Origin of the sequence: Streptomyces avidinii (assembly GCF_014650695.1) — a bacterium.
In the GTDB taxonomy this organism is placed as follows: domain Bacteria; phylum Actinomycetota; class Actinomycetes; order Streptomycetales; family Streptomycetaceae; genus Streptomyces; species Streptomyces avidinii.
The window spans coordinates 363,015-385,625 of record NZ_BMVL01000007.1 but is presented as its reverse complement, the minus strand read 5'-3'; the positions used below and the strand labels follow the sequence as shown (position 1 = coordinate 385,625).

Annotated in this window: 20 protein-coding genes; 16 read left to right on the top strand and 4 right to left on the bottom strand. The window is 69.6% G+C overall.

Annotated elements, in window-relative coordinates; translation table 11 throughout:
- Positions 1-6: 6 nt before the first annotated feature.
- Positions 7-975: a hypothetical protein gene (locus IE257_RS20945; RefSeq protein WP_189970766.1), complete on the top strand. Its 969-nt coding sequence runs from the start codon at positions 7-9 to the stop codon at positions 973-975.
- 131 nt (positions 976-1,106) lie between these two features.
- On the opposite strand, the gene IE257_RS20940 is transcribed toward IE257_RS20945, so the two are convergent.
- Complete coding sequence (locus IE257_RS20940; protein WP_189970764.1) at positions 1,107-1,946, bottom strand: C40 family peptidase; 840 nt, start codon at positions 1,944-1,946, stop codon at positions 1,107-1,109.
- A gap of 849 nt (positions 1,947-2,795) precedes the next feature.
- On the opposite strand from IE257_RS20940, the gene IE257_RS20935 reads away from it, so the two are divergent.
- Genes IE257_RS20935 through nuoN form a run of 14 tightly spaced genes read left to right on the top strand, consistent with a single transcriptional unit; the run spans position 2,796 to position 18,617 of the window.
- A complete protein-coding gene (locus IE257_RS20935) occupies positions 2,796-3,155 on the top strand; it encodes an NADH-quinone oxidoreductase subunit A (protein ID WP_030010013.1) in 360 nt (119 codons plus the stop codon).
- Positions 3,156-3,169: 14 nt separating this feature from the next.
- Positions 3,170-3,724 carry a NuoB/complex I 20 kDa subunit family protein gene (locus tag IE257_RS20930; RefSeq protein ID WP_123079911.1) on the top strand — a complete coding sequence of 185 codons (555 nt, stop codon included), beginning with the start codon at positions 3,170-3,172 and terminating at the stop codon, positions 3,722-3,724.
- Positions 3,721-4,440 (top strand): NADH-quinone oxidoreductase subunit C, encoded by a 720-nt coding sequence (locus IE257_RS20925; RefSeq protein ID WP_189970762.1) that lies wholly within the window; start codon positions 3,721-3,723, stop codon positions 4,438-4,440. Before IE257_RS20930 ends, IE257_RS20925 begins: the two co-directional genes overlap by 4 nt.
- Positions 4,440-5,780, top strand: coding sequence for an NADH-quinone oxidoreductase subunit D (locus tag IE257_RS20920; RefSeq protein ID WP_189970760.1), 1,341 nt, complete (start codon positions 4,440-4,442; stop codon positions 5,778-5,780). Before IE257_RS20925 ends, IE257_RS20920 begins: the two co-directional genes overlap by 1 nt.
- Entirely contained in the window at positions 5,777-6,532 is a 756-nt protein-coding gene (gene nuoE, locus IE257_RS20915; RefSeq protein WP_189970758.1) for an NADH-quinone oxidoreductase subunit NuoE, read from the top strand. The genes IE257_RS20920 and nuoE overlap by 4 nt, the downstream gene beginning before the upstream one ends.
- On the top strand, positions 6,532-7,908 hold the full coding sequence (gene nuoF / locus IE257_RS20910; protein ID WP_189970756.1) for an NADH-quinone oxidoreductase subunit NuoF: 1,377 nt from the start codon (positions 6,532-6,534) through the stop codon (positions 7,906-7,908). The genes nuoE and nuoF overlap by 1 nt, the downstream gene beginning before the upstream one ends.
- On the top strand, positions 7,905-10,409 hold the full coding sequence (locus IE257_RS20905; protein WP_189970754.1) for an NADH-quinone oxidoreductase subunit G: 2,505 nt from the start codon (positions 7,905-7,907) through the stop codon (positions 10,407-10,409). The genes nuoF and IE257_RS20905 overlap by 4 nt, the downstream gene beginning before the upstream one ends.
- Positions 10,406-11,758, top strand: a complete 1,353-nt coding sequence (gene nuoH / locus IE257_RS20900) for an NADH-quinone oxidoreductase subunit NuoH (protein ID WP_189970752.1) — start codon at positions 10,406-10,408, stop codon at positions 11,756-11,758. The genes IE257_RS20905 and nuoH overlap by 4 nt, the downstream gene beginning before the upstream one ends.
- A gap of 3 nt (positions 11,759-11,761) precedes the next feature.
- Positions 11,762-12,358 (top strand): NADH-quinone oxidoreductase subunit NuoI, encoded by a 597-nt coding sequence (gene nuoI, locus IE257_RS20895; protein WP_189970750.1) that lies wholly within the window; start codon positions 11,762-11,764, stop codon positions 12,356-12,358.
- The gene (locus tag IE257_RS20890) at positions 12,355-13,170 is read left to right on the top strand and encodes an NADH-quinone oxidoreductase subunit J (RefSeq protein WP_189970748.1); all 816 of its coding nucleotides are present in this window, start codon (positions 12,355-12,357) and stop codon (positions 13,168-13,170) included. Before nuoI ends, IE257_RS20890 begins: the two co-directional genes overlap by 4 nt.
- Complete coding sequence (gene nuoK / locus IE257_RS20885) at positions 13,167-13,466, top strand: NADH-quinone oxidoreductase subunit NuoK (protein ID WP_052874835.1); 300 nt, start codon at positions 13,167-13,169, stop codon at positions 13,464-13,466. Before IE257_RS20890 ends, nuoK begins: the two co-directional genes overlap by 4 nt.
- Positions 13,467-13,475: 9 nt before the next feature.
- Positions 13,476-15,371 (top strand): NADH-quinone oxidoreductase subunit L, encoded by a 1,896-nt coding sequence (gene nuoL / locus IE257_RS20880; RefSeq protein WP_189970746.1) that lies wholly within the window; start codon positions 13,476-13,478, stop codon positions 15,369-15,371.
- 1 nt (position 15,372) lies between these two features.
- Complete coding sequence (locus IE257_RS20875; protein WP_189970744.1) at positions 15,373-16,965, top strand: NADH-quinone oxidoreductase subunit M; 1,593 nt, start codon at positions 15,373-15,375, stop codon at positions 16,963-16,965.
- Positions 16,962-18,617: an NADH-quinone oxidoreductase subunit NuoN gene (nuoN, locus tag IE257_RS20870; protein ID WP_189970742.1), complete on the top strand. Its 1,656-nt coding sequence runs from the start codon at positions 16,962-16,964 to the stop codon at positions 18,615-18,617. The genes IE257_RS20875 and nuoN overlap by 4 nt, the downstream gene beginning before the upstream one ends.
- A gap of 67 nt (positions 18,618-18,684) precedes the next feature.
- Here the strand turns inward: nuoN and IE257_RS20865 are convergent, their stop codons facing one another.
- The 3 genes from IE257_RS20865 to fahA form a co-directional block, all read right to left on the bottom strand.
- Positions 18,685-19,299: a Uma2 family endonuclease gene (locus tag IE257_RS20865; RefSeq protein WP_189970740.1), complete on the bottom strand. Its 615-nt coding sequence runs from the start codon at positions 19,297-19,299 to the stop codon at positions 18,685-18,687.
- A gap of 121 nt (positions 19,300-19,420) precedes the next feature.
- A complete protein-coding gene (locus IE257_RS20860; RefSeq protein ID WP_189970739.1) occupies positions 19,421-20,026 on the bottom strand; it encodes a hypothetical protein in 606 nt (201 codons plus the stop codon).
- A 168-nt stretch (positions 20,027-20,194) separates the two neighbouring features.
- Entirely contained in the window at positions 20,195-21,418 is a 1,224-nt protein-coding gene (fahA, locus tag IE257_RS20855; protein WP_189970737.1) for a fumarylacetoacetase, read from the bottom strand.
- A 339-nt stretch (positions 21,419-21,757) separates the two neighbouring features.
- Here fahA and IE257_RS20850 point away from each other — a divergent pair, with 339 nt between their 5' ends.
- Positions 21,758-22,576, top strand: a complete 819-nt coding sequence (locus IE257_RS20850; protein ID WP_189970734.1) for an HAD family hydrolase — start codon at positions 21,758-21,760, stop codon at positions 22,574-22,576.
- Positions 22,577-22,611: the final 35 nt, after the last annotated feature.

The following is a 22,611-nucleotide window of genomic DNA, read 5'->3' as shown; positions in this document are numbered from 1 at the left end:
CACACCATGCACACCTCCCGGCGCCGCCGGCCCGCCGCCGCTCCGGCCGCCCTTCTGATGGCGGCCGTTCTCCTGGCCGGCTGTGCCGGGACCGACGGCGCCGGGGCCGGTGAACCGGAGCTCGGCCCCGTCGAGGTGAACCCCGCGACGGCCGCCCTTTCCCTCCCGATGGACGCATACACGGACACCGAGGCCGAAAGGATCCGGATGGGCCAAGTCCAGCAGAACCTGGTCTCCCGGTGCATGGCCCGGTACGGGTTCACCTACGAGGGCGTGAGATCGGCCGAGCCCCCCGCCACCGGGGCCGAGGACCGCCACCGCTACCTCTTCGGCCTGGCCGATCCGCAGTTCGCGGCGGCCCACGGGTACGACAAGACCGCCGGCGAGGGGACACCGGCCAAGCCGCAGGCACCGCCGCTGAGCGACAGTGCGTACGTCGTGATGACGGGCGAGCAGTCCGGAACGCAGGGCGGAAGGATTCCCGACGCGAACACCGAGGAGGAGGCCGCGGCTGTCGACAGCGGTCTGACGACGGCCGGGCAGAAGGTGCCGGCAGGCGGGTGCGGGCGGGAGGGGTACCGCAAGCTGTACGCACCGACGAAGGACAGCGTGGACCTGCTCTTCACGTTCGAACTGGCCTCGGAGGCGCACGACCGCTCCCGTCAGGACTCCCGGGTCGTCGACGCCCTCAAGAAATGGTCGTCCTGCATGGACAAGTCGGGATACACCGGCATCGAATCGCCGTACGACGTCGTCGAGAAGCTGGGCCTGGAGAACGACAAGGGCGGCCCGAAGGCCGTGACGGCGGCCGGGGCGGACGTCGCGTGCAAGCGCGAGGTCAACCTCGTCGGGATCTGGGGCGCGGTCGAGAAGGCCTACCAGGAAAGGCTCGTCGAGGAGCACGCCGAGACGCTGGCGCTCTACAAGAGGCAGCGCGAGGCCCGCTTCAAGCTGGCGGCCTCCCTGGGCCGCTAGGGGCGCACGGAGCCGCGAGAACGCGAAGAACGGCCCCAGGGCCGGTACTCCACCCCCGAGCGGGGGAGTACCGGCCCTCGGCCGTGTTCAGGCGTTCACATGTTCAGCTGCCCTGAACCGAGCGGCGGTGCTCAGAGGACGCGGACGGCGCCCGTCGGCTTGTCGTAGCTCAGGTTGCGCTCGACGATGCCGGTGCTGGGGTTCTGCGCGCCGACGAACTTGCCGCCGCCGACGTAGATCGCGACGTGGTAGGCGCTGCCCTTGGAGCCCCAGTACAGGATGTCGCCCGGCTGAAGGGCGTTCAGCGACACCGAGGTGCCGGCCGAGGACTGGGCCTGGGACATGCGCGGCAGGCTGATGCCGGCCTGGCGGTAGGCGGCCTGGACGAGACCGGAGCAGTCGAACGAGGACGGACCGGTGCCGCCCATCACGTACGCCTTGCCGACCTGCGCGCGGGCGAAGTTGACGATGGCCGCGGCGGAGCCGGTGGCCGGGGCGGAGACGGTGCCGGTGCCCTGCGGGGCGGAGGCGCTCTTCAGCGTGGTGCGGTCGGAGCTGCGGTCGGAGCTGCGGCTGGAGCGCTCGGCCTCGGCCTTGCGGTCGGCCTCCTCCTTCGCCTTCTTCTCGGCGTCGGCCTTCTTCTGGGCCTCTTCCTTGGCCTGCTTCGCCTCGGCGGCGGCGCCGGTGCGGGCGCTCTCCTCCTGGGCGGTCAGTTCGCCCTCGATGGCCGCGAAGCGGGTGTTCTCGGCGGCCACGGTGACGGCGGAGGAGACCTCGGCGCCCAGGTCCATGTTGAGGACCGGCATTTCGAGCGTCGTCTCGGCCACGGGCTCGGCGGACGGGGACGCGCTCGCGGTGCCGGCCATGGCCAGGGTGCTGAGGACGCCACCGGCAACTCCGGCGCGGACCGCGAGCTTCGAGGCGCTGCGGCGGGGCTTCCGGTGGCTGGGTATGTGAGCGGTGTGGGACATGAGGACAACCGCTATCAGGGCGTCCGGGTTCCCTTCAAGAAACGTGGGTTGCGCCACAGTTGCGCGCGAAGGCCGCTAACCGGGCGCCTCTCGCTTCTTATTGACGCCGTAACGGGCGAAACGGACAGGCCATCACAGGGCTGTGATCATGGGGTATCGGTATTAAGTCCTAAATGCGCTCTGACCTACCATCACTCCGCACAGATGGCCAAGCCCTCTTTCGGAAGCGTCGATTCAGAGTGGCGCAGGTCACAGCGAGATCACGCGATGTGGACGCTGTGCCCCTCCCGTGACCTTCCTGTGAACGGGCCGAGAGGTTCGTGAACGGATGCACGCACTCGCCCGGTCCCGCACGCGGCCGCCGGACGCTCCCGTCCGTCCGGCATCGGCCCCCTCGTCCGCCCCGCCGTCCACCCCCGCACCCCTCGCGTCTGCCCCGCGTCCACCTCCGTACACAGGGGATCCCCCGACCGAGCGACGGCGATCCCTTTACCACCACCACACCCCCGTTGCCAATTTGCCTGCACAGGGAATCGTTTGATAGGGCAAGCCGCCCTCTACCTGCGGTAACGGGCCTGGATGTCACCTTTGGTGATCATGTGGATGCTTCGCGTATGAAGATCACCACTCATCGGACTTCATGATCGTTCGTCAGGTGGTGGAGATCACAAACTCGGTGTTGCAACCCGTGTCGCAGATCACAGACGAGCGGGCATAAGATGCGCACCAGTCCGGCTTGTGAACTGCCTCACATGCAAGCGCTTGATCGAAGGCGTGATCTACCCGAGGCGGTGCACGCGGCGCCGGCAGCGGTCCAACGGTCAAGGACGACTGGAAGGAGCGAGGAGCGTGAATGCGTACGCGCCCATCCTCGTGCTCGGCGCCCTCGGCGCAGGGTTTGCGATCTTCTCCGTGGTCATGGCCACGCTGATCGGCCCAAAACGGTACAACCGGGCAAAGCTCGAAGCCTACGAGTGCGGCATCGAGCCGACGCCGATGCCGGCCGGCGGTGGCCGCTTCCCGATCAAGTACTACCTGACGGCGATGCTCTTCATCGTCTTCGACATCGAGGTTGTCTTCCTCTACCCCTGGGCCGTCACCTTCGACTCCCTGGGGATCTTCGGGCTCGTCGAGATGCTGCTCTTCGTGCTCACCGTCTTCGTCGCCTACGCCTACGTGTGGCGCCGCGGCGGCCTGGAATGGGACTGAGGGGCTGAATTTCCATGGGACTGGAAGAGAAGCTGCCGAGCGGCTTTCTGCTGACCACCGTCGAACAGGCCGCGGGGTGGGTGCGCAAGTCGTCCGTCTTCCCGGCGACCTTCGGCCTGGCCTGCTGCGCCATCGAGATGATGACCACCGGAGCGGGCCGGTACGACCTGGCCCGCTTCGGCATGGAGGTCTTCCGCGGCTCCCCGCGCCAGGCCGATCTGATGATCGTGGCCGGGCGGGTCAGTCAGAAGATGGCGCCGGTGCTGCGGCAGGTGTACGACCAGATGCCCGCTCCCAAGTGGGTCATCTCCATGGGTGTTTGTGCATCGTCGGGCGGAATGTTCAATAACTACGCGATTGTCCAGGGCGTCGATCACATCGTCCCGGTGGACATCTATCTCCCCGGCTGCCCGCCCCGCCCCGAGATGCTGTTGGACGCGATCCTCAAGCTCCACCAGAAGATCCAGGGCTCCAAGCTCGGCGTGAACCGGGAAGAGGCGGCCCGTGAGGCGGAGGAGGCGGCCCTCAAGGCCCTCCCCACGATCGAGATGAAGGGGCTGCTCCGGTGAGCGAGACCCAAGAGCCGGAGAACGGCAGCAACGTCCCCGCGCCGCGCGCCCAGGGCCCCGAGGTGATCGGTGTCCGCAAGGGCATGTTCGGCGCCGAGGGCGGCGGGGACACCAGCGGCTACGGCGGCCTGGTGCGGACCGTGGCCATGCCCGGCGCGACGAGCCGGCCGTACGGCTCCTACTTCGACGAGGTGGCCGACGAGCTCGAAGGCGCCCTGGAGGAGCAGGACCTGGTCCCCGGGAACGCGATCGAGAAGACGGTCGTCGACCGCGGCGAGCTCACTTTCCACATCGCCCGCGAGCACCTTGTCCGGGTCGCGCAGGTCCTGCGCGACGACCCGGCCCTGCGCTTCGAGCTCTGCACCGGCGTCTCCGGCGTGCACTTCCCCGGGGACAAGGGCCGCGAGCTGCACGCCGTCTACCACCTGCGCTCGCTCACGCACGGCCGGATCCTGCGGCTGGAGGTGTCCGTCCCGGACAGCGACCCGCACGTCCCCTCGCTCGTCGCGGTCTATCCGACCAACGACTGGCACGAGCGCGAGACGTACGACTTCTTCGGCCTGATCTTCGACGGGCACCCGGCCCTCACCCGGATCATGATGCCGGACGACTGGCAGGGCTTCCCGCAGCGCAAGGACTACCCGCTCGGCGGCATCCCCGTCGAGTACAAGGGCGCCCAGATCCCGGCTCCCGACCAGCGGAGGTCGTACAGCTGATGTCCACGTCAAACCACGCCTCCGCCGACCACGCCTCCGCGCGCGAGACGACCGAGGGCACCGTCTACACCGTCACCGGCGGCGACTGGGACGAGATCGTCCAGTCCGCGGCCAGGGCCGACGACGAGCGGATCGTCGTCAACATGGGTCCGCAGCACCCGTCCACCCACGGAGTGCTGCGCCTGATCCTGGAGATCGACGGCGAGACGGTCACCGAGGCCCGCTGCGGTATCGGCTACCTGCACACCGGCATCGAGAAGAACCTCGAATTCCGGAACTGGACGCAGGGCACCACCTTCGTGACGCGCATGGACTACCTGACGCCGTTCTTCAACGAGACGGCGTACTGCCTCGGCGTCGAGAGGCTGCTCGGCATCACCGACCAGATCCCGGACCGCGCCACCGTCGTCCGCGTCCTGCTGATGGAGCTCAACCGGATCTCCTCCCACCTGGTGTGCATCGCCACCGGCGGCATGGAGCTGGGCGCGACCACGATCATGATCTACGGCTTCCGCGACCGCGAGCTGATCCTCGACATCTTCGAGCTGATCACCGGACTGCGCATGAACCACGCGTTCGTCCGCCCCGGCGGCCTCGCCCAGGACCTGCCCCCGGGCGCCGTCGACCAGCTGCGCGAGTTCGTGAAGACGATGAAGAAGAACCTGCCGGAGTACGACAAGCTCGCCACCGGCAACCCCATCTTCAAGGCCCGCATGCAGGACGTCGGCTACCTCGACCTCACCGGCTGCATGGCGCTCGGCGCCACCGGCCCGATCCTGCGCTCCGCCGGCCTCCCGCACGACCTGCGCAAGTCGGACCCGTACTGCGGCTACGAGAACTACGAGTTCGACGTACCGACCACGGAGACCTGCGACTCCTACGGGCGGTTCCTGATCCGCCTGGAGGAGATGCGCCAGTCGCTGCGGATCGTCGAGCAGTGCCTGGAGCGCCTGGAGCCGGGACCGGTGATGGTCGCCGACAAGAAGATCGCGTGGCCGGCGCAGCTGGCGATGGGCCCCGACGGCCTCGGTAACTCGCTCGACCACATCAGGAACATCATGGGCACCTCCATGGAGGCCCTCATCCACCACTTCAAGCTGGTGACCGAGGGCTTCCGGGTACCGGCCGGCCAGGCGTACGCGGCCGTCGAGTCCCCCAAGGGCGAGCTCGGCGTCCACATGGTCTCCGACGGCGGCACCCGCCCCTACCGGGTCCACTTCCGCGACCCGTCCTTCACCAACCTGCAGGCCATGGCCGCGATGTGCGAGGGCGGCCAGGTCGCCGACGTCATCGTCGCCGTCGCCTCCATCGACCCCGTGATGGGAGGCGTCGACCGATGACCGCCAGTCCTTCGAACCAAGGGGTCTCGCTGGGCATGCCCCAGCTGCCGGCCCCCGACTTTCCGGCGGAGGTACGCGAGCGCCTCGAAGCCGACGCCAAGGAAGTCATCGCGCGCTACCCCGACAGCCGCTCCGCGCTGCTGCCGCTGCTGCACCTGACCCAGTCGCAGGAGGGGTACGTCTCGCGCACCGGCATCCGCTTCTGCGCGGAGGTGCTGGGCCTGACCACCGCCGAGGTCACGGCGGTGGCGACCTTCTACACGATGTACCGGCGGCGGCCCTCCGGCGACTACCAGGTCGGCGTCTGTACGAACACCCTGTGCGCGGTGATGGGCGGCGACGCCATCTTCGAGGAGCTCAAGGAGCACCTCGGGGTCGGCAACAACGAGACCACCCCCGACGGCAAGGTCACCCTCGAACACATCGAGTGCAACGCGGCCTGCGACTACGCCCCGGTGGTGATGGTCAACTGGGAGTTCTTCGACAACCAGACCCCCGAATCCGCCAAGGCCATGGTCGACGACCTGCTGGCCGGCCGCGAGGTCTCCCCGACCCGGGGCGCGCCGCTGTGCACCTACAAGGAAACCGCCCGGATCCTGGCCGGCTTCCCGGACGAGCGGGAGGGCGCGGTCGAGGCGACCGGCGGCGCCGGACCCGCCTCGCTGATCGGGCTGCGCATCGCGCGCGGCGAGTCCGCGCACACCTCGATCGTCCATCCGCGTGGCGAGGCCACCGCCGAGGGAGGGGAGTGATGTCCGTGTCTTCCGAGCTGAGCAACGGGGGTACCTCCCGGCCGGAGGCCGGGGGCGGGACGAGTCCGGAGAAGCTCCTCGCCCCCGTGCTGTCCTCCTTCTGGGACGAGCCGCGGTCGTGGACGCTGGAGACCTACCGGCGTCACGAGGGGTACGAGGGCCTGCGCAAGGCGCTCGCCATGACCCCGGACGACCTCATCGCGTACGTCAAGGACTCGGGTCTGCGCGGCCGCGGCGGCGCGGGCTTCCCCACCGGCATGAAGTGGCAGTTCATCCCGCAGGGCGACGGAAAGCCGCACTACCTCGTCGTGAACGCGGACGAGTCGGAGCCGGGAACCTGCAAGGACATCCCCCTCCTCTTCGCCAACCCGCACTCCCTCATCGAGGGAATGATCATCGCCTGCTACGCGATCCGCTCGGAGCACGCCTTCATCTACCTGCGCGGCGAGACGGTGCCCGTCCTGCGGCGCCTGCACGAGGCCGTGCGCGAGGCGTACGCGGCCGGATACCTCGGCAAGGACATCGACGGCACCGGGCGCAACCTCGACGTCACGGTGCACGCGGGCGCGGGCGCGTACATCTGCGGCGAGGAGACGGCGCTGCTCGACTCCCTCGAAGGCCGACGCGGTCAGCCCCGGCTGCGTCCCCCCTTCCCCGCGGTCGAGGGGCTCTACGCCTGCCCCACTGTCGTGAACAACGTCGAGTCCATCGCCTCGGTTCCCGCGATCCTGAACAAGGGCAAGGACTGGTTCAAGTCGATGGGGACCGAGAAGTCCCCCGGCTTCACGCTGTACTCGCTCTCCGGTCACGTCGTCGGACCCGGCCAGTACGAGGCCCCGCTGGGCATCACCCTGCGCCAGCTCCTCGACATGAGCGGCGGCATGCGCCCCGGACACCGGCTGAAGTTCTGGACCCCCGGCGGCTCCTCCACCCCGATGTTCACCGACGAGCACCTCGACGTCCCGCTGGACTACGAGGGGGTGGGCGCCGCCGGCTCGATGCTCGGCACCAAGGCCCTCCAGTGCTTCGACGAGACGACCTGCGTGGTGCGGGCCGTCACCCGGTGGACCGAGTTCTACGCCCACGAGTCCTGCGGCAAGTGCACGCCGTGCCGCGAAGGCACCTACTGGCTGGTCCAGTTGCTGCGCGACATCGAGGCCGGCAAGGGCGTCATGTCCGACCTCGACAAGCTGAACGACATCGCCGACAACATCAACGGCAAGTCCTTCTGCGCGCTCGGCGACGGCGCGGCCAGCCCGATCTTCTCCTCGCTCAAGTACTTCCGCGAGGAGTACGAGCAGCACATCACGGGCAAGGGCTGCCCCTTCGACCCCAGGAAGTCGACCCTCTGGGCCGACACGGAGGTGAACGCATGACCGTCACCACTCCAGCGGCCTCCGGGGGCGGAGCGGCGGTTCCACCGGAGAACACCGTCTCGCTGACCATCGACGGGGTCGAACTGTCGGTGCCCAAGGGCACCCTCGTCATCCGGGCCGCCGAACAGCTCGGCATCGAGATCCCCCGGTTCTGCGATCACCCCCTGCTCTCGCCGGCCGGCGCCTGCCGCCAGTGCATCGTCGAGGTCGAGGGCCAGCGCAAGCCGATGGCCTCCTGCACCATCACCTGCACCGACGGCATGGTCGTCAAGACCCAGCTGACCTCCGAGGTCGCCGACAAGTCCCAGCGCGGTGTGATGGAGCTGCTGCTCATCAACCACCCACTGGACTGCCCGGTCTGCGACAAGGGCGGCGAGTGCCCGCTGCAGAACCAGGCGATGTCGCACGGCAACGCCGAATCCCGGTTCGAGGGCAAGAAGCGCACCTACGAGAAGCCGGTCCCGATCTCCACCCAGGTGCTGCTGGACCGCGAGCGGTGCGTGCTGTGCGCGCGCTGCACCCGCTTCTCCAACGAGATCGCCGGCGACCCGATGATCGAGCTGCTGGAACGCGGCGCGCTCCAGCAGGTCGGCACCGGCGAGGGCGACCCCTTCGAGTCGTACTTCTCCGGCAACACCATCCAGATCTGCCCGGTCGGCGCCCTCACCTCGGCCGCCTACCGGTTCCGCTCCCGCCCCTTCGACCTGGTCTCCTCCCCGAGCGTGTGCGAGCACTGCGCGGGCGGCTGCGCGACCCGCACCGACCACCGCCGCGGCAAGGTGCTGCGCCGGCTCGCCGCCGAGGACCCCGAGGTCAACGAGGAGTGGATCTGCGACAAGGGCCGCTTCGGGTTCCGCTACGCGCAGCGCCCGGACCGGCTGACCACGCCGCTGGTGCGCAATGCCGCCGGGCAGCTGGAGCCGGCGAGCTGGCCCGAGGCCCTGGAGGCGGCGGCGAACGGCCTCGCCGCAGCGCGCGGCCGGGCCGGGGTGCTGACCGGCGGCCGGCTCCCCGTCGAGGACGCCTACGCGTACGCCAAGTTCGCCCGGGTGGTGCTCGACACCAACGACATCGATTTCCGGGCCCGCGTGCACAGCGCCGAGGAGGCCGAGTTCCTGGCCTCGGAGGTCGCCGGGTACGGGGTCGACCTCGGCGGCCGGTGGCTCTCGTACACCGCCCTGGAGGCGGCCCCCGCGGTGCTGCTCGTCGGCATCGAGGCGGAGGAGGAGGCCCCCGGCGTCTTCCTGCGACTGCGCAAGGCCCACCGCAAGCACAAGCAGCGGACCTTCTCCGTCGCCCCCTTCGCCACCCGCGGCCTGGACAAGACCGGCGGCACCCTGCTGGCCGCCGCCCCCGGCACCGAGCCCGAGTGGCTCGACGCGCTGGCCTCCCGGACCGGACTGGAGACCGGGGGCGCCGAAGCCGCCGAGGCGCTGCGGCTGCCCGGCTCGGTCATCCTCGTCGGGGAGCGCCTCGCCGGCGTGCCGGGCGCGCTGACCGCCGCCGTACGGGCCGCCGGCGTCACCGGAGCCACCCTGGTGTGGATCCCGCGCCGGGCCGGTGAGCGGGCCGCCGTCGAGGCGGGCGCGCTGCCGACCCTGCTGCCGGGGGGCCGTCCGGCCACCGACCCGCGGGCCCGCGACGAGGTCGCCACCGCCTGGGGCCTGGACGAACTCCCGCACCGCTACGGCCGCGACACCGGCCAGATCATCGAGGCCGCGGCGACCGGGGAGCTCTCCGCCCTGCTGATCGCGGGCGTCGAGGTCGCCGACCTGCCGGACCCGGCCCGCGCACGGACCGCCCTGCAGGAGGCCTTCGTGGTCTCCCTGGAGCTGCGGCCCAGCGAGGTCACCGACCATGCGGACGTGGTCCTCCCGGTCGCCGCGGTGGCCGAGAAGGCCGGTGCCTTCATCAACTGGGAGGGCAGGGTCCGGCCGTTCGAGGCCGCGCTCAAGCCCGACCAGATGACCCGCCGGCTCGCCCCGGCCGACGCCCGCGTGCTGCACATGCTGGCCGACGCGGCCGACCGGCCGATCTCGCTGCCCGACGTACACGCCGTACGCCGGGAGCTGGACCGGCTCGGCCCGTGGGCCGGGGAGCGGGCCGCCGAGCAGGGCGCGGACACCGTGCCGCTGCCCCGCCCGGGCGCCGGCGAGGCGGTCCTCGCGGGCCACCGGCTGCTCCTCGACCTCGGCCGGCTCCAGGAGGGCGACGACGCCCTGGCCGGCACCCGGCACGAGGCGAGCGCCCGGCTCTCGGCCGCCACGGCCGCCGAGACCGGCGTCAAGGACGGCGACGCCCTCGCGGTCACCGGCCCGGCCGGTTCCGTGGAACTCCCGCTCCGGATCACCGAGATGCCCGACCGCGTGGTCTGGCTCCCGCTGAACTCCACCGGCTCCGGCGTCCTCGCCGACGCCGGCGCCCGCCCGGGCACCCTCGTACGCATCGGCCCGGCGACCCCGGCCGGCGCAGGCGACACCACTGCGGAGGTGGGCGCGTGAACACCGTTCAACTCGCTGCCGAGGACCTGTCCCTGTTCGGCCGGGACGTCTGGTGGCTCGTCCTCCTCAAGGCGGTCTTCTGCTTCGCCTTCCTGATGGTGACGGTGCTCTTCTCCATCGTGTGGGAGCGCAAGGTCGTCGCCTGGATGCAGCTGCGCATCGGCCCGAACCGGCACGGCCCCTGGGGCATGCTCCAGTCGCTCGCCGACGGCGTGAAGCTGATGCTCAAGGAAGACCTGATCGTCAAGCGGGCCGACAAGGTCATCTACGTCCTCGCCCCGATCATCGCGGCGATCCCGGCCTTCATGGCCATCGCGGTGATCCCCTTCGGGCCGCCCGACGACGAGGTCTCCATCTTCGGCCAGCGCACCACGATGCAGCTGACCGACCTGCCCATCGCGATGCTCTACATCCTCGCGGTGGCCTCGGTCGGCATCTACGGCATCGTGCTGGCCGGCTGGTCCTCCGGCTCGACCTACCCGCTCCTCGGCGGCCTGCGCTCCTGCGCGCAGATGATCTCCTACGAGATCGCGATGGGCGCGGCCTTCGCCTCGGTCTTCCTCTACTCCGGGTCGATGTCGACCTCGGCGATCGTGGAGGCCCAGGAGGACCGCTGGTTCATCGTGCTGCTGCCGGTGTCCTTCATCATCTACGTCGTCACGATGGTCGGCGAGACGAACCGCGCCCCCTTCGACATGCCGGAGTCCGAGGGCGACCTGGTCGGCGGCTTCAACACCGAGTACTCGTCCATCAAGTTCGCGCTGTTCATGCTGGCGGAGTACGTCAACATGGTCACCGTCTCGGCGGTCTCGGTCACCCTCTTCCTGGGCGGCTGGCGGGCCCCGTACCCGATCAGCTCCTTCTGGGAGGGCGCGAACCACGGCTGGTGGCCGATGCTCTGGTTCGTCCTCAAGGTGCAGCTGCTGCTGTTCTTCTTCATCTGGCTGCGCGGCACGCTGCCGCGTGTGCGCTACGACCAGCTGATGAAGCTCGGCTGGAAGGTACTGATCCCGGTCTCGGTGGTCTGGCTGATGCTGGTGGCCACCGTCCGGGCGCTGCGCAACGAGGCGTACGACTTCAGCGAGATCGTCCTCTACGTCGGCGGCGCCGTCGTGGCGATCCTGCTCCTCTCCTTCGTCGCGGACGTCTTCCGCGACAAGCGGGAGAAGGCGGCGGCCGCGGAGGCCGTGCACGACACCGAGCCCTTCGACCCGCTGGCGGGCGGATTCCCCGTACCGCCCAAGCCCGGCCAGCACCTGGCACCCGTACCGCGCAGGCGGTCCCGCACCGAGCGGGAGCTGATTGTCAGTGGCGGCACGAATACTGACAGTGACCGAGAGGAGGCTTGAGAGATGTCCGACGAGAAGTGGCAGAACCCGGTGGCGGGCTTCGGCGTGACCTTCAAGGCCATGTTCAAGAAGCGCCTCACCGAGCAGTACCCGGAGCAGCAGAAGACGACCGCACCGCGCTTCCACGGACGGCATCAGCTCAACCGGCACCCCGACGGTCTGGAGAAGTGCATCGGGTGCGAGCTGTGTGCCTGGGCCTGTCCCGCCGACGCGATCTATGTGGAGGGCGCGGACAACACCGAGGAGGAGCGCTACTCCCCGGGTGAGCGGTACGGCGCCGTCTACCAGATCAACTACGCCCGCTGCATCCTGTGCGGGCTGTGCGTGGAGGCGTGCCCGACCAGGGCGCTCACCATGACGAACGAGTTCGAACTGGCCGACTCCAGCCGCGAATCGCTCATCTACACCAAGGAGCAGCTGCTCTCCGGTCTGACCGAGGGCATGGTCGAGGCACCGCACTCGATCTTCCCCGGCGCGGACGACACGGACTACTACCGCGGACTGGTGACCGGGGCGGCCCCGGGCACGGTCCGGCAGGTCGCCGTCTCCAAGGGCGAAGTCGCCCCGGAGAACGGGAAGTCCGAGGAGGTGGACGCATGAGCGCCGTGGCCGCCTCCGTGTCCTCCATGACCTCCACGGGCGAGGCGATCCAGTTCTGGGTCCTCGGCACGGTCGCCGTCATCGGCGCTCTGGCCACGATCCTGATGAAGAAGGCCGTCCACAGTGCCCTCAGCCTGGCCGGGACGATGATCATCCTGGCCGTCTTCTACCTCGCCAACGGGGCGTACTTCCTGGGCGTCGTCCAGGTCATCGTCTACACCGGCGCGATCATGATGCTCTTCCTCTTCGTGGTCATGCTCGTCGGCGTCACCGCCGCCGACTCGCTGAAGGAGACCATCAAGGGACAGCGCTGGCTGGCCGCCCTGTGCGGGCTCGGCTTCGGCACCCTGCTGATCGGCGGCATCGCCAACGCCGGGCTCACCCACTTCAACGGGCTCGGCCGGGTCAACTCCGCCGGGCACATCGAGGGCCTCGCGCAGCTGATCTTCACCAAGTACGTCTTCGCCTTCGAGATCACCGGCGCGCTGCTGATCACCGCGTCCGTCGGCGCGATGGTGCTCACCCACCGCGAGCGCACCGAACGGGCCGCCACCCAGCGCGAGCTCGCCGAGAAGCGGGTCCGCGAGGGCGTCCAGCTCCCGCCTCTGCCCGCGCCCGGCGTCTATGCCCGGCACAACGCGGTGGACGTCGCCGGCCTGCTGCCGGACGGCACCCCGTCCGAGCTGACCGTCAACCGGACACTGCGCGCCCGCGGTCAGATCCGGGACGTCTCCAGCCAGGCGATCGACGACCTCAAGGCACTGGAGCAGGCCTCGTCCGAGCGCCTCGGCCGTGAGGAGGCCTCGAAGTGAATCCGGTCAACTACCTGTACCTGGCGGCCCTGCTGTTCACGATCGGTGGCGTCGGGGTCCTGATCCGCAAGAACGCGATCGTGCTGTTCATGTGCGTCGAGCTGATGCTCAACGCCTGCAACCTCGCCTTCGTCGCGTTCTCCCGGATGCACGGCAACCTCGACGGCCAGATCATCGCGTTCTTCACGATGGTCGTCGCCGCCGCGGAGGTCGTGGTCGGCCTGGCGATCATCGTGTCGCTGTTCCGTACCCGCCACTCGGCCTCGGTCGACGACGCCAGCCTGATGAAGCTGTAAGGGGTCGCTGTGGAGAACCTGATTGCGCTGCTGGTGGCAGCGCCCCTGCTCGGAGCGGTGGTGCTGCTGTGCGGCGGCCGGCGCCTCGACAAGGTCGGTCACTGGATCGGCACCCTGCTCGCGGCCGTCTCCTTCGGGATCGGCGTCGCACTGTTCGCCGACATGCTGGGGCGCACGGCCGAGGACCGGACCCTGACCCAGAACCTGTACACCTGGATCCCCGTCGAGGGCTTCCAGGCGGACATGGCCTTCCAGCTGGACCAGCTGTCGATGACCTTCGTCCTGCTGATCTCCGGGGTGGGCACGCTCATCCACGTGTACTCGATCGGGTACATGGAGCACGACGAGCGCCGCCGCCGCTTCTTCGGCTACCTGAACCTGTTCGTCGCGGCGATGCTCCTGCTGGTCCTCGCCGACAACTACCTGCTGCTGTACTTCGGCTGGGAGGGCGTGGGCCTCGCCTCGTACCTCCTGATCGGTTTCTGGCAGCACAAGCCCAGCGCGGCCACCGCCGCCAAGAAGGCCTTCCTGGTCAACCGCGTCGGCGACATCGGCCTGTCGATCGCGATCATGCTGATGTTCACCACCTTCGGGACCTTCGCCTTCGAGCCGGTCCTCGCGTCGGTGGGCGAGACCTCCGAGGGCACGCTGACGGCGATCGGCCTGATGCTGCTGCTGGCCGCCTGCGGCAAGTCCGCGCAGGTCCCGCTGCAGTCCTGGCTCGGGGACGCGATGGAGGGCCCGACCCCGGTCTCGGCCCTGATCCACGCGGCCACCATGGTGACGGCGGGCGTGTACCTGATCGTCCGCTCCGCCGCCATCTTCAACGGAGCGCCGGACGCCCAGCTGGTGGTCACCGTCGTCGGCGCGGTCACGCTCCTCTTCGGTGCGATCGTCGGTTGTGCGAAGGACGACATCAAGAAGGCCCTGGCGGGCTCGACGATGTCGCAGATCGGCTACATGATCCTCGCCGCGGGCCTCGGCCCGATCGGCTACGTCTTCGCGATCATGCACCTCGTGACGCACGGTTTCTTCAAGGCGGGCCTCTTCCTCGGCGCCGGTTCCGTGATGCACGGGATGAACGACGAGGTCGACATGCGCAAGTACGGCGGCCTGCGGAAGTACATGCCGGTCACCTACGCGACCTTCGGACTCGGGTACCTGGCGATCATCGGCTTCCCGGGCCTGTCGGGCTTCTTCTCCAAGGACATGATCATCGAGGCGGCCTTCGCGAAGGGCGGCACCGAGGGCTGGATCCTGGGCGGCGTGACCCTGCTGGGCGCCGGCATCACCGCCTTCTACATGACCCGCGTCATGCTCCTCACCTTCTTCGGTGAGAAGCGCTGGCAGCCCGACGCCGGAGGCGAGTTGCCGCACCCGCACGAGTCCCCGAAGTCGATGACCCTCCCGATGGTCATCCTGGCGCTCGGTTCGGTCTTCGCCGGCGCCTTCTTCGAGATCGGCGAGCGCTTCCTGAAGTGGCTGGAGCCCGTCACCGGCTACGAGCACGGCAACCCGCCGGTCAGCGCCATGACGGTCACCGCGGCCACCATGGTGGTCCTCGTCATCGGCATCGCCATCGCCTGGACCATGTACGGACGCAAGCCCGTCCCGGTCGTCGCCCCGCGCGGCTCGCTCCTCACCCGGGCGGCCCGCAAGGACCTCTACCAGGACGACTTCAACCACGTCGTGCTGGTGCGCGGCGGGGAGCACCTGACCCGCTCGCTCGTATACCTCGACCACAGCGTGGTCGACGGGGTGGTCAACGGGACGGCCGCCTCGGTCGGCGGGCTCTCGGGCCGCCTGCGCAAGCTGCAGAACGGCTACGCCCGCAGCTACGCGGTCTCGATGTTCGGGGGCACGGTGGTTCTGATCGCCGCGACCCTGCTGATGAGGGCGGTGTGAAATGAACTTCCCGCTTCTGACGGTGACGGCCGCGGTCCCCGCGGTCGGCGCGATCCTGACAGCGGCCGTCCCGGCCGCCCGCAGGACCGCGGCCAAGTGGCTCGCGCTGCTCTTCTCGCTGGCGACCCTGGCCCTGGCCGTGCTCGTCGCGATCCGCTTCGACCCGAGCGGCGACCGCTACCAGCTCACCGAATCCAGGCCGTGGATCGCCGACTTCGGTGTCCGCTACGAGCTGGGCGTGGACGGGATCGGGGTGGTGCTCATCGGGCTCACCGCGCTGTTGATCCCCTTCGTGATCGCGGCCGGCTGGCACGACGCCGACCCCCTGGAGACCAAGTCCACCCGGTGGCGGCCGACCCAGGGGTTCTTCGCCCTGATCCTGCTGGTCGAGGCGATGGTGATCATCTCCTTCGAGGCCACCGACGTCTTCCTCTTCTACATCTTCTTCGAAGCCATGCTCATCCCGATGTACTTCCTCATCGGCGGCTTCGGGGACCGGGCACACGGCGGTTCCGAGGAGAACGCGGCCACGCAGCGCTCCTACGCGGCGGTCAAGTTCCTCCTCTACAACCTGGTCGGCGGCCTGATCATGCTGGCGGCCGTCATCGGCCTCTACGTGGTCGCCGGGAACTTCTCGCTCCAGGAGATCATCGCCGCCCGCGCCGCGGGCACGCTCGACATGTCGACCAACACCGAGCGGCTGCTGTTCCTCGGCTTCTTCTTCGCCTTCGCGGTGAAGGCCCCGCTGTGGCCGCTGCACACCTGGCTGCCGAACGCGATGGGCGAGTCCACCGCCCCGGTCGCCGTACTGATCACCGCGGTCGTCGACAAGGTCGGCACCTTCGCGATGCTCCGCTTCTGCCTCGGGCTCTTCCCCGACGCCAGCAAGTGGGCCACGCCGGTGATCCTCGTCCTGGCCCTGATCAGCATCGTCTACGGGGCGCTGGTCGCCGTCGGGCAGCGGGACATCAAGCGGCTGGTGGCCTACGCCTCGATCTCGCACTTCGGCTTCATCATCCTGGGCATCTTCGCGATGACCTCCCAGGGGCAGTCCGGTGCCACCCTCTACATGGTCAACCACGGCCTGTCGACGGCGGCGCTGATGCTGGTGGCCGGCTTCCTGATCTCGCGGCGCGGCTCGCGGCTCATCGCCGACTACGGCGGCGTCCAGAAGGTGGCCCCGGTCCTTGCCGGCACCTTCCTGATCGGCGGCCTCGCCACCCTCTCGCTGCCGGGCCTCGCGCCCTTCGTCAGTGAATTCCTGGTGCTGGTCGGCACGTTCGCCCGGTACCCGGTCGTCGGGATCATCGCCACCACCGGCATCGTGCTGGCCGCGCTGTACACGCTGGTGCTCTACCAGCGCACCATGACGGGCCCCGTGAAGGAGGAGGTCCGCAGCATGCCGGACCTGCGCCTGCGGGAGGTCCTGGTGGTCGCCCCGCTGATCGCCCTGCTGATCGGGCTGGGCGTCTACCCGAAGGTGCTCACCGACATCGTCAACCCGGCGGTGGAGCACACCATGTCGGACGTGAAGCAGACGGACCCGAAGCCCGAGGTCGACGTCGAAGCCAAGAACGGGGAGGCGGCGAAGTGAGCACACTGACTTCCGCCCACAGCCTGTGGACACTGGCGGCCGAGGCACCGGCCGACCGGATCCCGGCACCGACCATCGAATACGCACAGCTCGCGCCCACGCTGATCGTGGTGGGCGCGGCGGTGCTCGGGATCCTGGTCGAGGCCTTCGTGCCCCGCAAGTCCCGCTACTACGTACAGGTGTTCCTCACCGTCGCCGCGCTGGCCTCGGCCTTCGCCGCGGTCGTCGGCCTCGCGGCCGGCGGGTACGCCTCCGGCAAGGCCCACATCGCCGCGATGGGCGCCATCGCCGTCGACGGTCCGGCGCTGTTCCTCCAGGGCACCATCCTGCTGGCCTCGGTCGTCGCGGTCTTCACCTTCGCCGAGCGCCGGCTGGACCCGGCGGCGCACGGCAAGCGCGTGGACTCCTTCGCCGCCCAGGCGGCGTCCGTACCGGGCAGCGACAGCGAGAAGGCCGCCGTCAAGGCCGGCTTCACCACCACCGAGGTCTTCCCGCTGGCCCTGTTCGCGATCGCCGGCATGCTGATCTTCCCGGCGGCCAACGACCTGCTGACGCTGTTCATCGCCCTTGAGGTGTTCTCCCTCCCGCTCTACCTGCTCTGCGCCCTCGCCCGCCGCCAGCGGCTGATGTCGCAGGAGGCCGCGGTGAAGTACTTCCTGCTGGGTGCCTTCTCCTCCGCCTTCCTCCTCTTCGGCATCGCACTGCTCTACGGGTACGCGGGCTCGGTCTCGTACGCGGTGATCGCCGACGTGGTCGACGGCACGGTCGCGAACATCGACCCGGCGCTGGCCTCCACCATGGGCAACGACGCGCTGCTGCTGATCGGCGGTGCACTGATCATGACGGGCCTGCTCTTCAAGGTGGGTGCGGTCCCCTTCCACATGTGGACCCCGGACGTCTACCAGGGCGCCCCGACCCCGATCACCGGATTCATGGCGGCGGCGACGAAGGTGGCCGCGTTCGGCGCCCTTCTGCGGCTGCTCTATGTGGTCCTGCCGGGGCTGCGGTGGGACTGGCGTCCGGTGATGTGGGCGGTGGCCATCGTCACGATGCTCGCCGGTGCGGTGATCGCCGTGACCCAGACGGACGTCAAGCGGCTGCTGGCCTACTCCTCGATCGCGCACGCGGGCTTCATCCTGGCCGGTGTGATCGCGACTTCGGCGGAGGGCGTCCAGTCCGTCCTCTTCTACCTGGGCGCGTACTCGTTCGTGACGATCGGCGCCTTCGCCGTGGTCACGCTGGTGCGCGATGCGGGCGGCGAGGCCACGCACCTGTCCAAGTGGGCGGGGCTCGGGCGGCGTTCGCCGCTGACGGCAGCCGTCTTCGCGGTGTTCCTGCTGGCCTTCGCGGGTATCCCGCTGACCTCGGGCTTCACCGGCAAGTTCGCCGTGTTCAAGGCGGCGGCGGAGAGCGGCGCCGGGGTGCTGGTCGTGATCGGTGTCCTCTCCTCCGCGATCGCCGCGTTCTTCTACATCCGGGTGATCGTCCTGATGTTCTTCAGCGAGCCGAAGGCCGACGGCCCGACGGTTGCCGTTCCCTCGCCGTTGACGATGACCACCATCGCGGTGGGCGTCGCCGTCACCCTGGCCCTGGGCGTCGCCCCGCAGTACTTCCTGGAGCTGGCGGGGCAGGCGAGCACCTTCGTCCGCTGACCGGTCCGCGCAATGGCCAAGGGCCCGGTCCCCTTCGGGGGAACCGGGCCCTTGGTCGTGCGCGGGTCTACTCCGGTAGCCCCTTCGGTTTGATGGTGGTGAGGTCCAGGTCGATGGGGAACGGAACCGCGACCTTCAGCCGGTCGTGGAAGATGCCCGTGGCGACGTAGACACGCGTGGCCGGTTCGAGTTCGAACACATAGACGACTGCCCGGTCGTTCTTGTTCTCGACCCGCCAGTAGTGGGGGATTCCTGCCCGGGCGTATTTGGCCGGCTTGGTCTCGCGGTCCCGGCCGATCGAATCGGGGGAGACGACCTCGATGGCCAGCCGGACGGACGCGGCGGGGATCCGTGTCTGTTGCTCGGGGCCCCGGGCCAGTTCCTCATCGACGACCAGGACGTCCGGCTCGGGCCGGTTCAGCCGGTCGATGTCGATCGTGAACTCTCGCATCACTTCGAGTCCGTCCGGAACCAGTGATTCGAGTTGCCATTCGAAGAATCGCAGGGCTCGCATGTGGAAACGGGTTTGCGGACTCACGAAAATCAGGCTCCCGTCGATCAGCTCCGTGTGCGGAGGCAGGTTGGGAAGCCGGTCAAGGTCGTCGGCCGTCCACCCGCCCGAGGGCGGGACGGGCCAGCGCGGGGCGGGCTCCTGCTCGGGGGTCTCGGGATCGACGCTCATCGGTAGTGCTCCCATGCCACGGAGTCTCGCGAGTCCGACCAGCGTATCGCCCGCGATTCCCGGAGAAGCCGTCCTTATGCGTGAGTCATATGCACATGGCACTTGACTGCGCAGGTGCGGACTAGCGGCCGTGCCCGTGCGCGGGGTTCGCCGGTGTGGGCGCCTTCTTCGGACAGGTCAGCGCCGGGTTCCAGTTGTGGAAGCGGCCGGCCGGGTTCTCCTTGTACGCCCACATGTGCAGGTCGTAGTGCTTGGGCATGCCCGCCCAGTGGCCCGGCATCGGCCCGTCGAAGGGCAGCCCGAACATGCTCGGACGGTCGTCGGCGGTCTTCAGGTCCTGGTCCCGGTCGGTGGACATCCACTCCACGGTCTGGAGCTTGCGACGGCCGTTGCGGTCCTTCTCCTTGCTGTAGAGGAGCGCGGTCGGCCTGGCGGGGTCCTTGGAACCCCAGTTGGCCTGCTTCACGTAGTGGTAGCCCATGGCGCCCACCCCGAACGGGTTGGTCATGCATTCCTCGCCGTGGGGGACGTACCCGTCCTTGAGGGCCTCCCGCTCGTCCGCGTACTTGGCCGTCACCGCGATCGCCGTCGCCATGTCCCGCATGGCCTTCGCGTCGCGCGGATCGGGAGCCGGCCCCTCGACCCCGTGCGCCGGGGCCACGGCGGCCAGGCCGAGCGACACGGCGGCCGCGCAGGTCAGAAAGGTCTTCAGAGTGCGTACGGACATGGCGGCAGCTCCTGGCGGTGGGGGTACGGGGTACGGGTTCCCGCTTCCATCCGCCCACCATCCCGGCCCCGGCCGCCGGGCGCACGCGGCGCGCCTCCGAACGGGGGCCGCACGCGGACGGCGGTGGCGGCCGGGGCCGCCACCGCCGTCCCGGCGTACGCCGCGGGCCTAGCGCGAACCCGCGATGCGGCCGACGACCTCGCCGAGGCCGACGCGGGTGCCGTCCGGGCCGGGGGCCCAGGCGGTGAGGCTGACGGTGTCCCCGTCCTCCAGGAAGGTGCGCTTGCCGTCGGTGAGCTCGATGGCGTCGCGGCCGTTCCAGGTGAGTTCCAGCAGCGAGCCGCGCTGGCCGACCTCGGGACCGCTGACGGTGCCGGAACCGAAGACGTCGCCGGTGCGCAGGGAGGCGCCGTTGACGGTCATGTGGGCGAGCTGCTGGGCGGCCGTCCAGTACATGGTGGCGAAGGGCGGCTGCGCCACCTCCTGCCCGTTGATGGAGACGCTGATGCGCAGGTCGAAGCCGCCGGGGCGGTCCAGGTCCGTGTCGTCCAGGTAGGGCTGGAGCGGGAAGTCCCGGGCGGGCGGGGTGACCCGGGCCGCGTCCAGGGCCTCCAGCGGGGTGACCCAGGCGGAGACGGAGGTGGCGAAGGACTTGCCGAGGAAGGGGCCGAGCGGCACGTACTCCCAGGCCTGGATGTCTCGCGCCGACCAGTCGTTGAGGAGGAACAGCCCGAAGACGTGCTCCTCGAAGTCGCCCAGCGCCACCGGCCGGCCCAGCTCGGAGGGGGTGCCGACGACGAAGCCCACCTCGGCCTCGATGTCGAGCTTCACCGACGGGCCGAAGACCGGCGCCGGGTCGGTGGGCGCCTTGCGCTGGCCGCTGGGGCGCACGACGTCGGTGCCGGAGACCACGATCGTGCCGGAGCGGCCGTGGTAACCGATCGGCAGGTGCTTCCAGTTGAGGGTGAGCGCATCGCCGTCCGGGCGGAACATCTTCCCCACGTTGGTGGCGTGGTGCTCGCTCGCGTAGAAGTCGACGTAGTCGGCGACCTCGTACGGCAGGTGCAGGGTGACCTCGTCGAGCGGCACCAGGTGGGGCTCGACGGTGGGGCGGTGGCCGGGGTCGGTGACCCACGCGGTCAGCGCGCGGCGCACGTCGCGCCAGGCGGTGTGGCCGGCAGCGAGCAGCGGGTTGAGCGAGGACCGGCCGAGCAGGTCCGCGAACGGAGAGCCGAGCGCGGCCGCGGCCGCCCCCGCGTCGAGGACGAATCCGCCGATGCGTACGCCGACCCGCCGCCGGTCGTCCGCGGCGGTCGAGAAGACGCCGTAGGGGAGGTTGTGCGGCCCGAACGGGTCGCCCTCGGGGACATCGAGGGGGCTCTGCTGGGGCATGGGGTACTGCCTCGCTTTCGACGCGGTCCGGGGGTGTCCCGGTAGACACGGTGCGGGACACGCTACTCAGGATCCCGCAGGAAAGCGCGGGTACCCGGGCGGAGATGAAACACACCCCGGGACGACGCTCGTGGTCAGGTATCCACAGTTCCGGTCATATCTGATCTTTTGGTGCGTGCGGCCGAGTGAGGGCTCTACGGTCGGGGTTGTGTACTTCCCTGCCCTGTCCCTGCCCTGCTCGACGCAGGAGCGCATCAAAGTGACGGATGGGGCGTGCGGGAGGCCGGATTCGGGCATTATTTGTAGGACTTGTCCAAAGGGGTCCGTATCCTTGGCGCCGTGACTTCCGCCCCGCCTCCGGCCCTTCCCTATGCCTTGATCGCCACTGACCTGGACGGGACTCTGCTGCAAGCCGGGGACACCGTTTCTGCCCGTTCCCACGCGGCACTCGCGATGGCGCGCTCGGCCGGCGCCCAGCACATCATCGTCACCGGACGCCCCGTCCCCCAGGTCCGACACGTCCTGGACGGGCTCGGCCATACGGGGCTCGCGGTGTGCGGGCAGGGCGCGCAGGTGTACGACGCGGCGCGCGGGCGCCTGCTGCACTCCGTGTCCATGGACCGCGAGCTGGCCGAGGTGGCCCTCGGCAAGATCGAGGCGGAGATCGGCGAGGTCTACGCGGCGGTCAACCAGGAGGGGGTGGACGCGGAGATGCTGATAGGGCCGGGCTACCGGATGTGGCACCCCCACCTTCCGACGGTCAGCGTCCAGCGACGGTGCGACCTGTGGTCGGCGCCGATCAACAAGGTGCTGCTCCAGCACCCGGAACTGGACGACGACGAACTGACGCGGGTGGCGCGCTCGGTGGTCGGCCACCTGGTGAACGTCACGATGGCGGGCGAGCACACGGTGGAACTCCAGCCGCCGGGCATCGACAAGGCCAGCGGGCTCGCGCGGGCGGCGGCGATCCTGGGCGCGTCCCCGGCCGGGACGATCGCCTTCGGCGACATGCCCAACGACATCCCGATGTTCGCGTGGGCCGCCCATGGGGTGGCGATGGCCAACTCCCACCACGAGCTGATGGCTGTCGCCGACGAGATCACCCTCTCGAACGAGGCGGACGGCATCGCGGTGGTGCTGGAGCGGTTGTTCGGCTGACAGTTCAGCCTCGCCGGCGTTCGGGGCGCGGGCGC

Bases quoted from the DNA above. Each gene is read 5' to 3' on its own strand.
- nuoF (WP_189970756.1), top strand. From the start codon at position 6,532: ATGTCCGTGTCTTCCGAGCTGAGCAACGGGGGTACCTCCCGGCCGGAG.
- nuoI (WP_189970750.1), top strand. From the start codon at position 11,762: ATGTCCGACGAGAAGTGGCAGAACCCGGTGGCGGGCTTCGGCGTGACC.
- fahA (WP_189970737.1), bottom strand. From the start codon at position 21,418: ATGCCCCAGCAGAGCCCCCTCGATGTCCCCGAGGGCGACCCGTTCGGG.
- IE257_RS20930 (WP_123079911.1), top strand. From the start codon at position 3,170: ATGGGACTGGAAGAGAAGCTGCCGAGCGGCTTTCTGCTGACCACCGTC.
- IE257_RS20940 (WP_189970764.1), bottom strand. From the start codon at position 1,946: ATGTCCCACACCGCTCACATACCCAGCCACCGGAAGCCCCGCCGCAGC.
- IE257_RS20890 (WP_189970748.1), top strand. From the start codon at position 12,355: ATGAGCGCCGTGGCCGCCTCCGTGTCCTCCATGACCTCCACGGGCGAG.
- IE257_RS20905 (WP_189970754.1), top strand. From the start codon at position 7,905: ATGACCGTCACCACTCCAGCGGCCTCCGGGGGCGGAGCGGCGGTTCCA.
- IE257_RS20945 (WP_189970766.1), top strand. From the start codon at position 7: ATGCACACCTCCCGGCGCCGCCGGCCCGCCGCCGCTCCGGCCGCCCTT.
- IE257_RS20860 (WP_189970739.1), bottom strand. From the start codon at position 20,026: ATGTCCGTACGCACTCTGAAGACCTTTCTGACCTGCGCGGCCGCCGTG.
- IE257_RS20875 (WP_189970744.1), top strand. From the start codon at position 15,373: ATGAACTTCCCGCTTCTGACGGTGACGGCCGCGGTCCCCGCGGTCGGC.
- IE257_RS20865 (WP_189970740.1), bottom strand. From the start codon at position 19,299: ATGAGCGTCGATCCCGAGACCCCCGAGCAGGAGCCCGCCCCGCGCTGG.
- IE257_RS20920 (WP_189970760.1), top strand. From the start codon at position 4,440: ATGTCCACGTCAAACCACGCCTCCGCCGACCACGCCTCCGCGCGCGAG.
- nuoE (WP_189970758.1), top strand. From the start codon at position 5,777: ATGACCGCCAGTCCTTCGAACCAAGGGGTCTCGCTGGGCATGCCCCAG.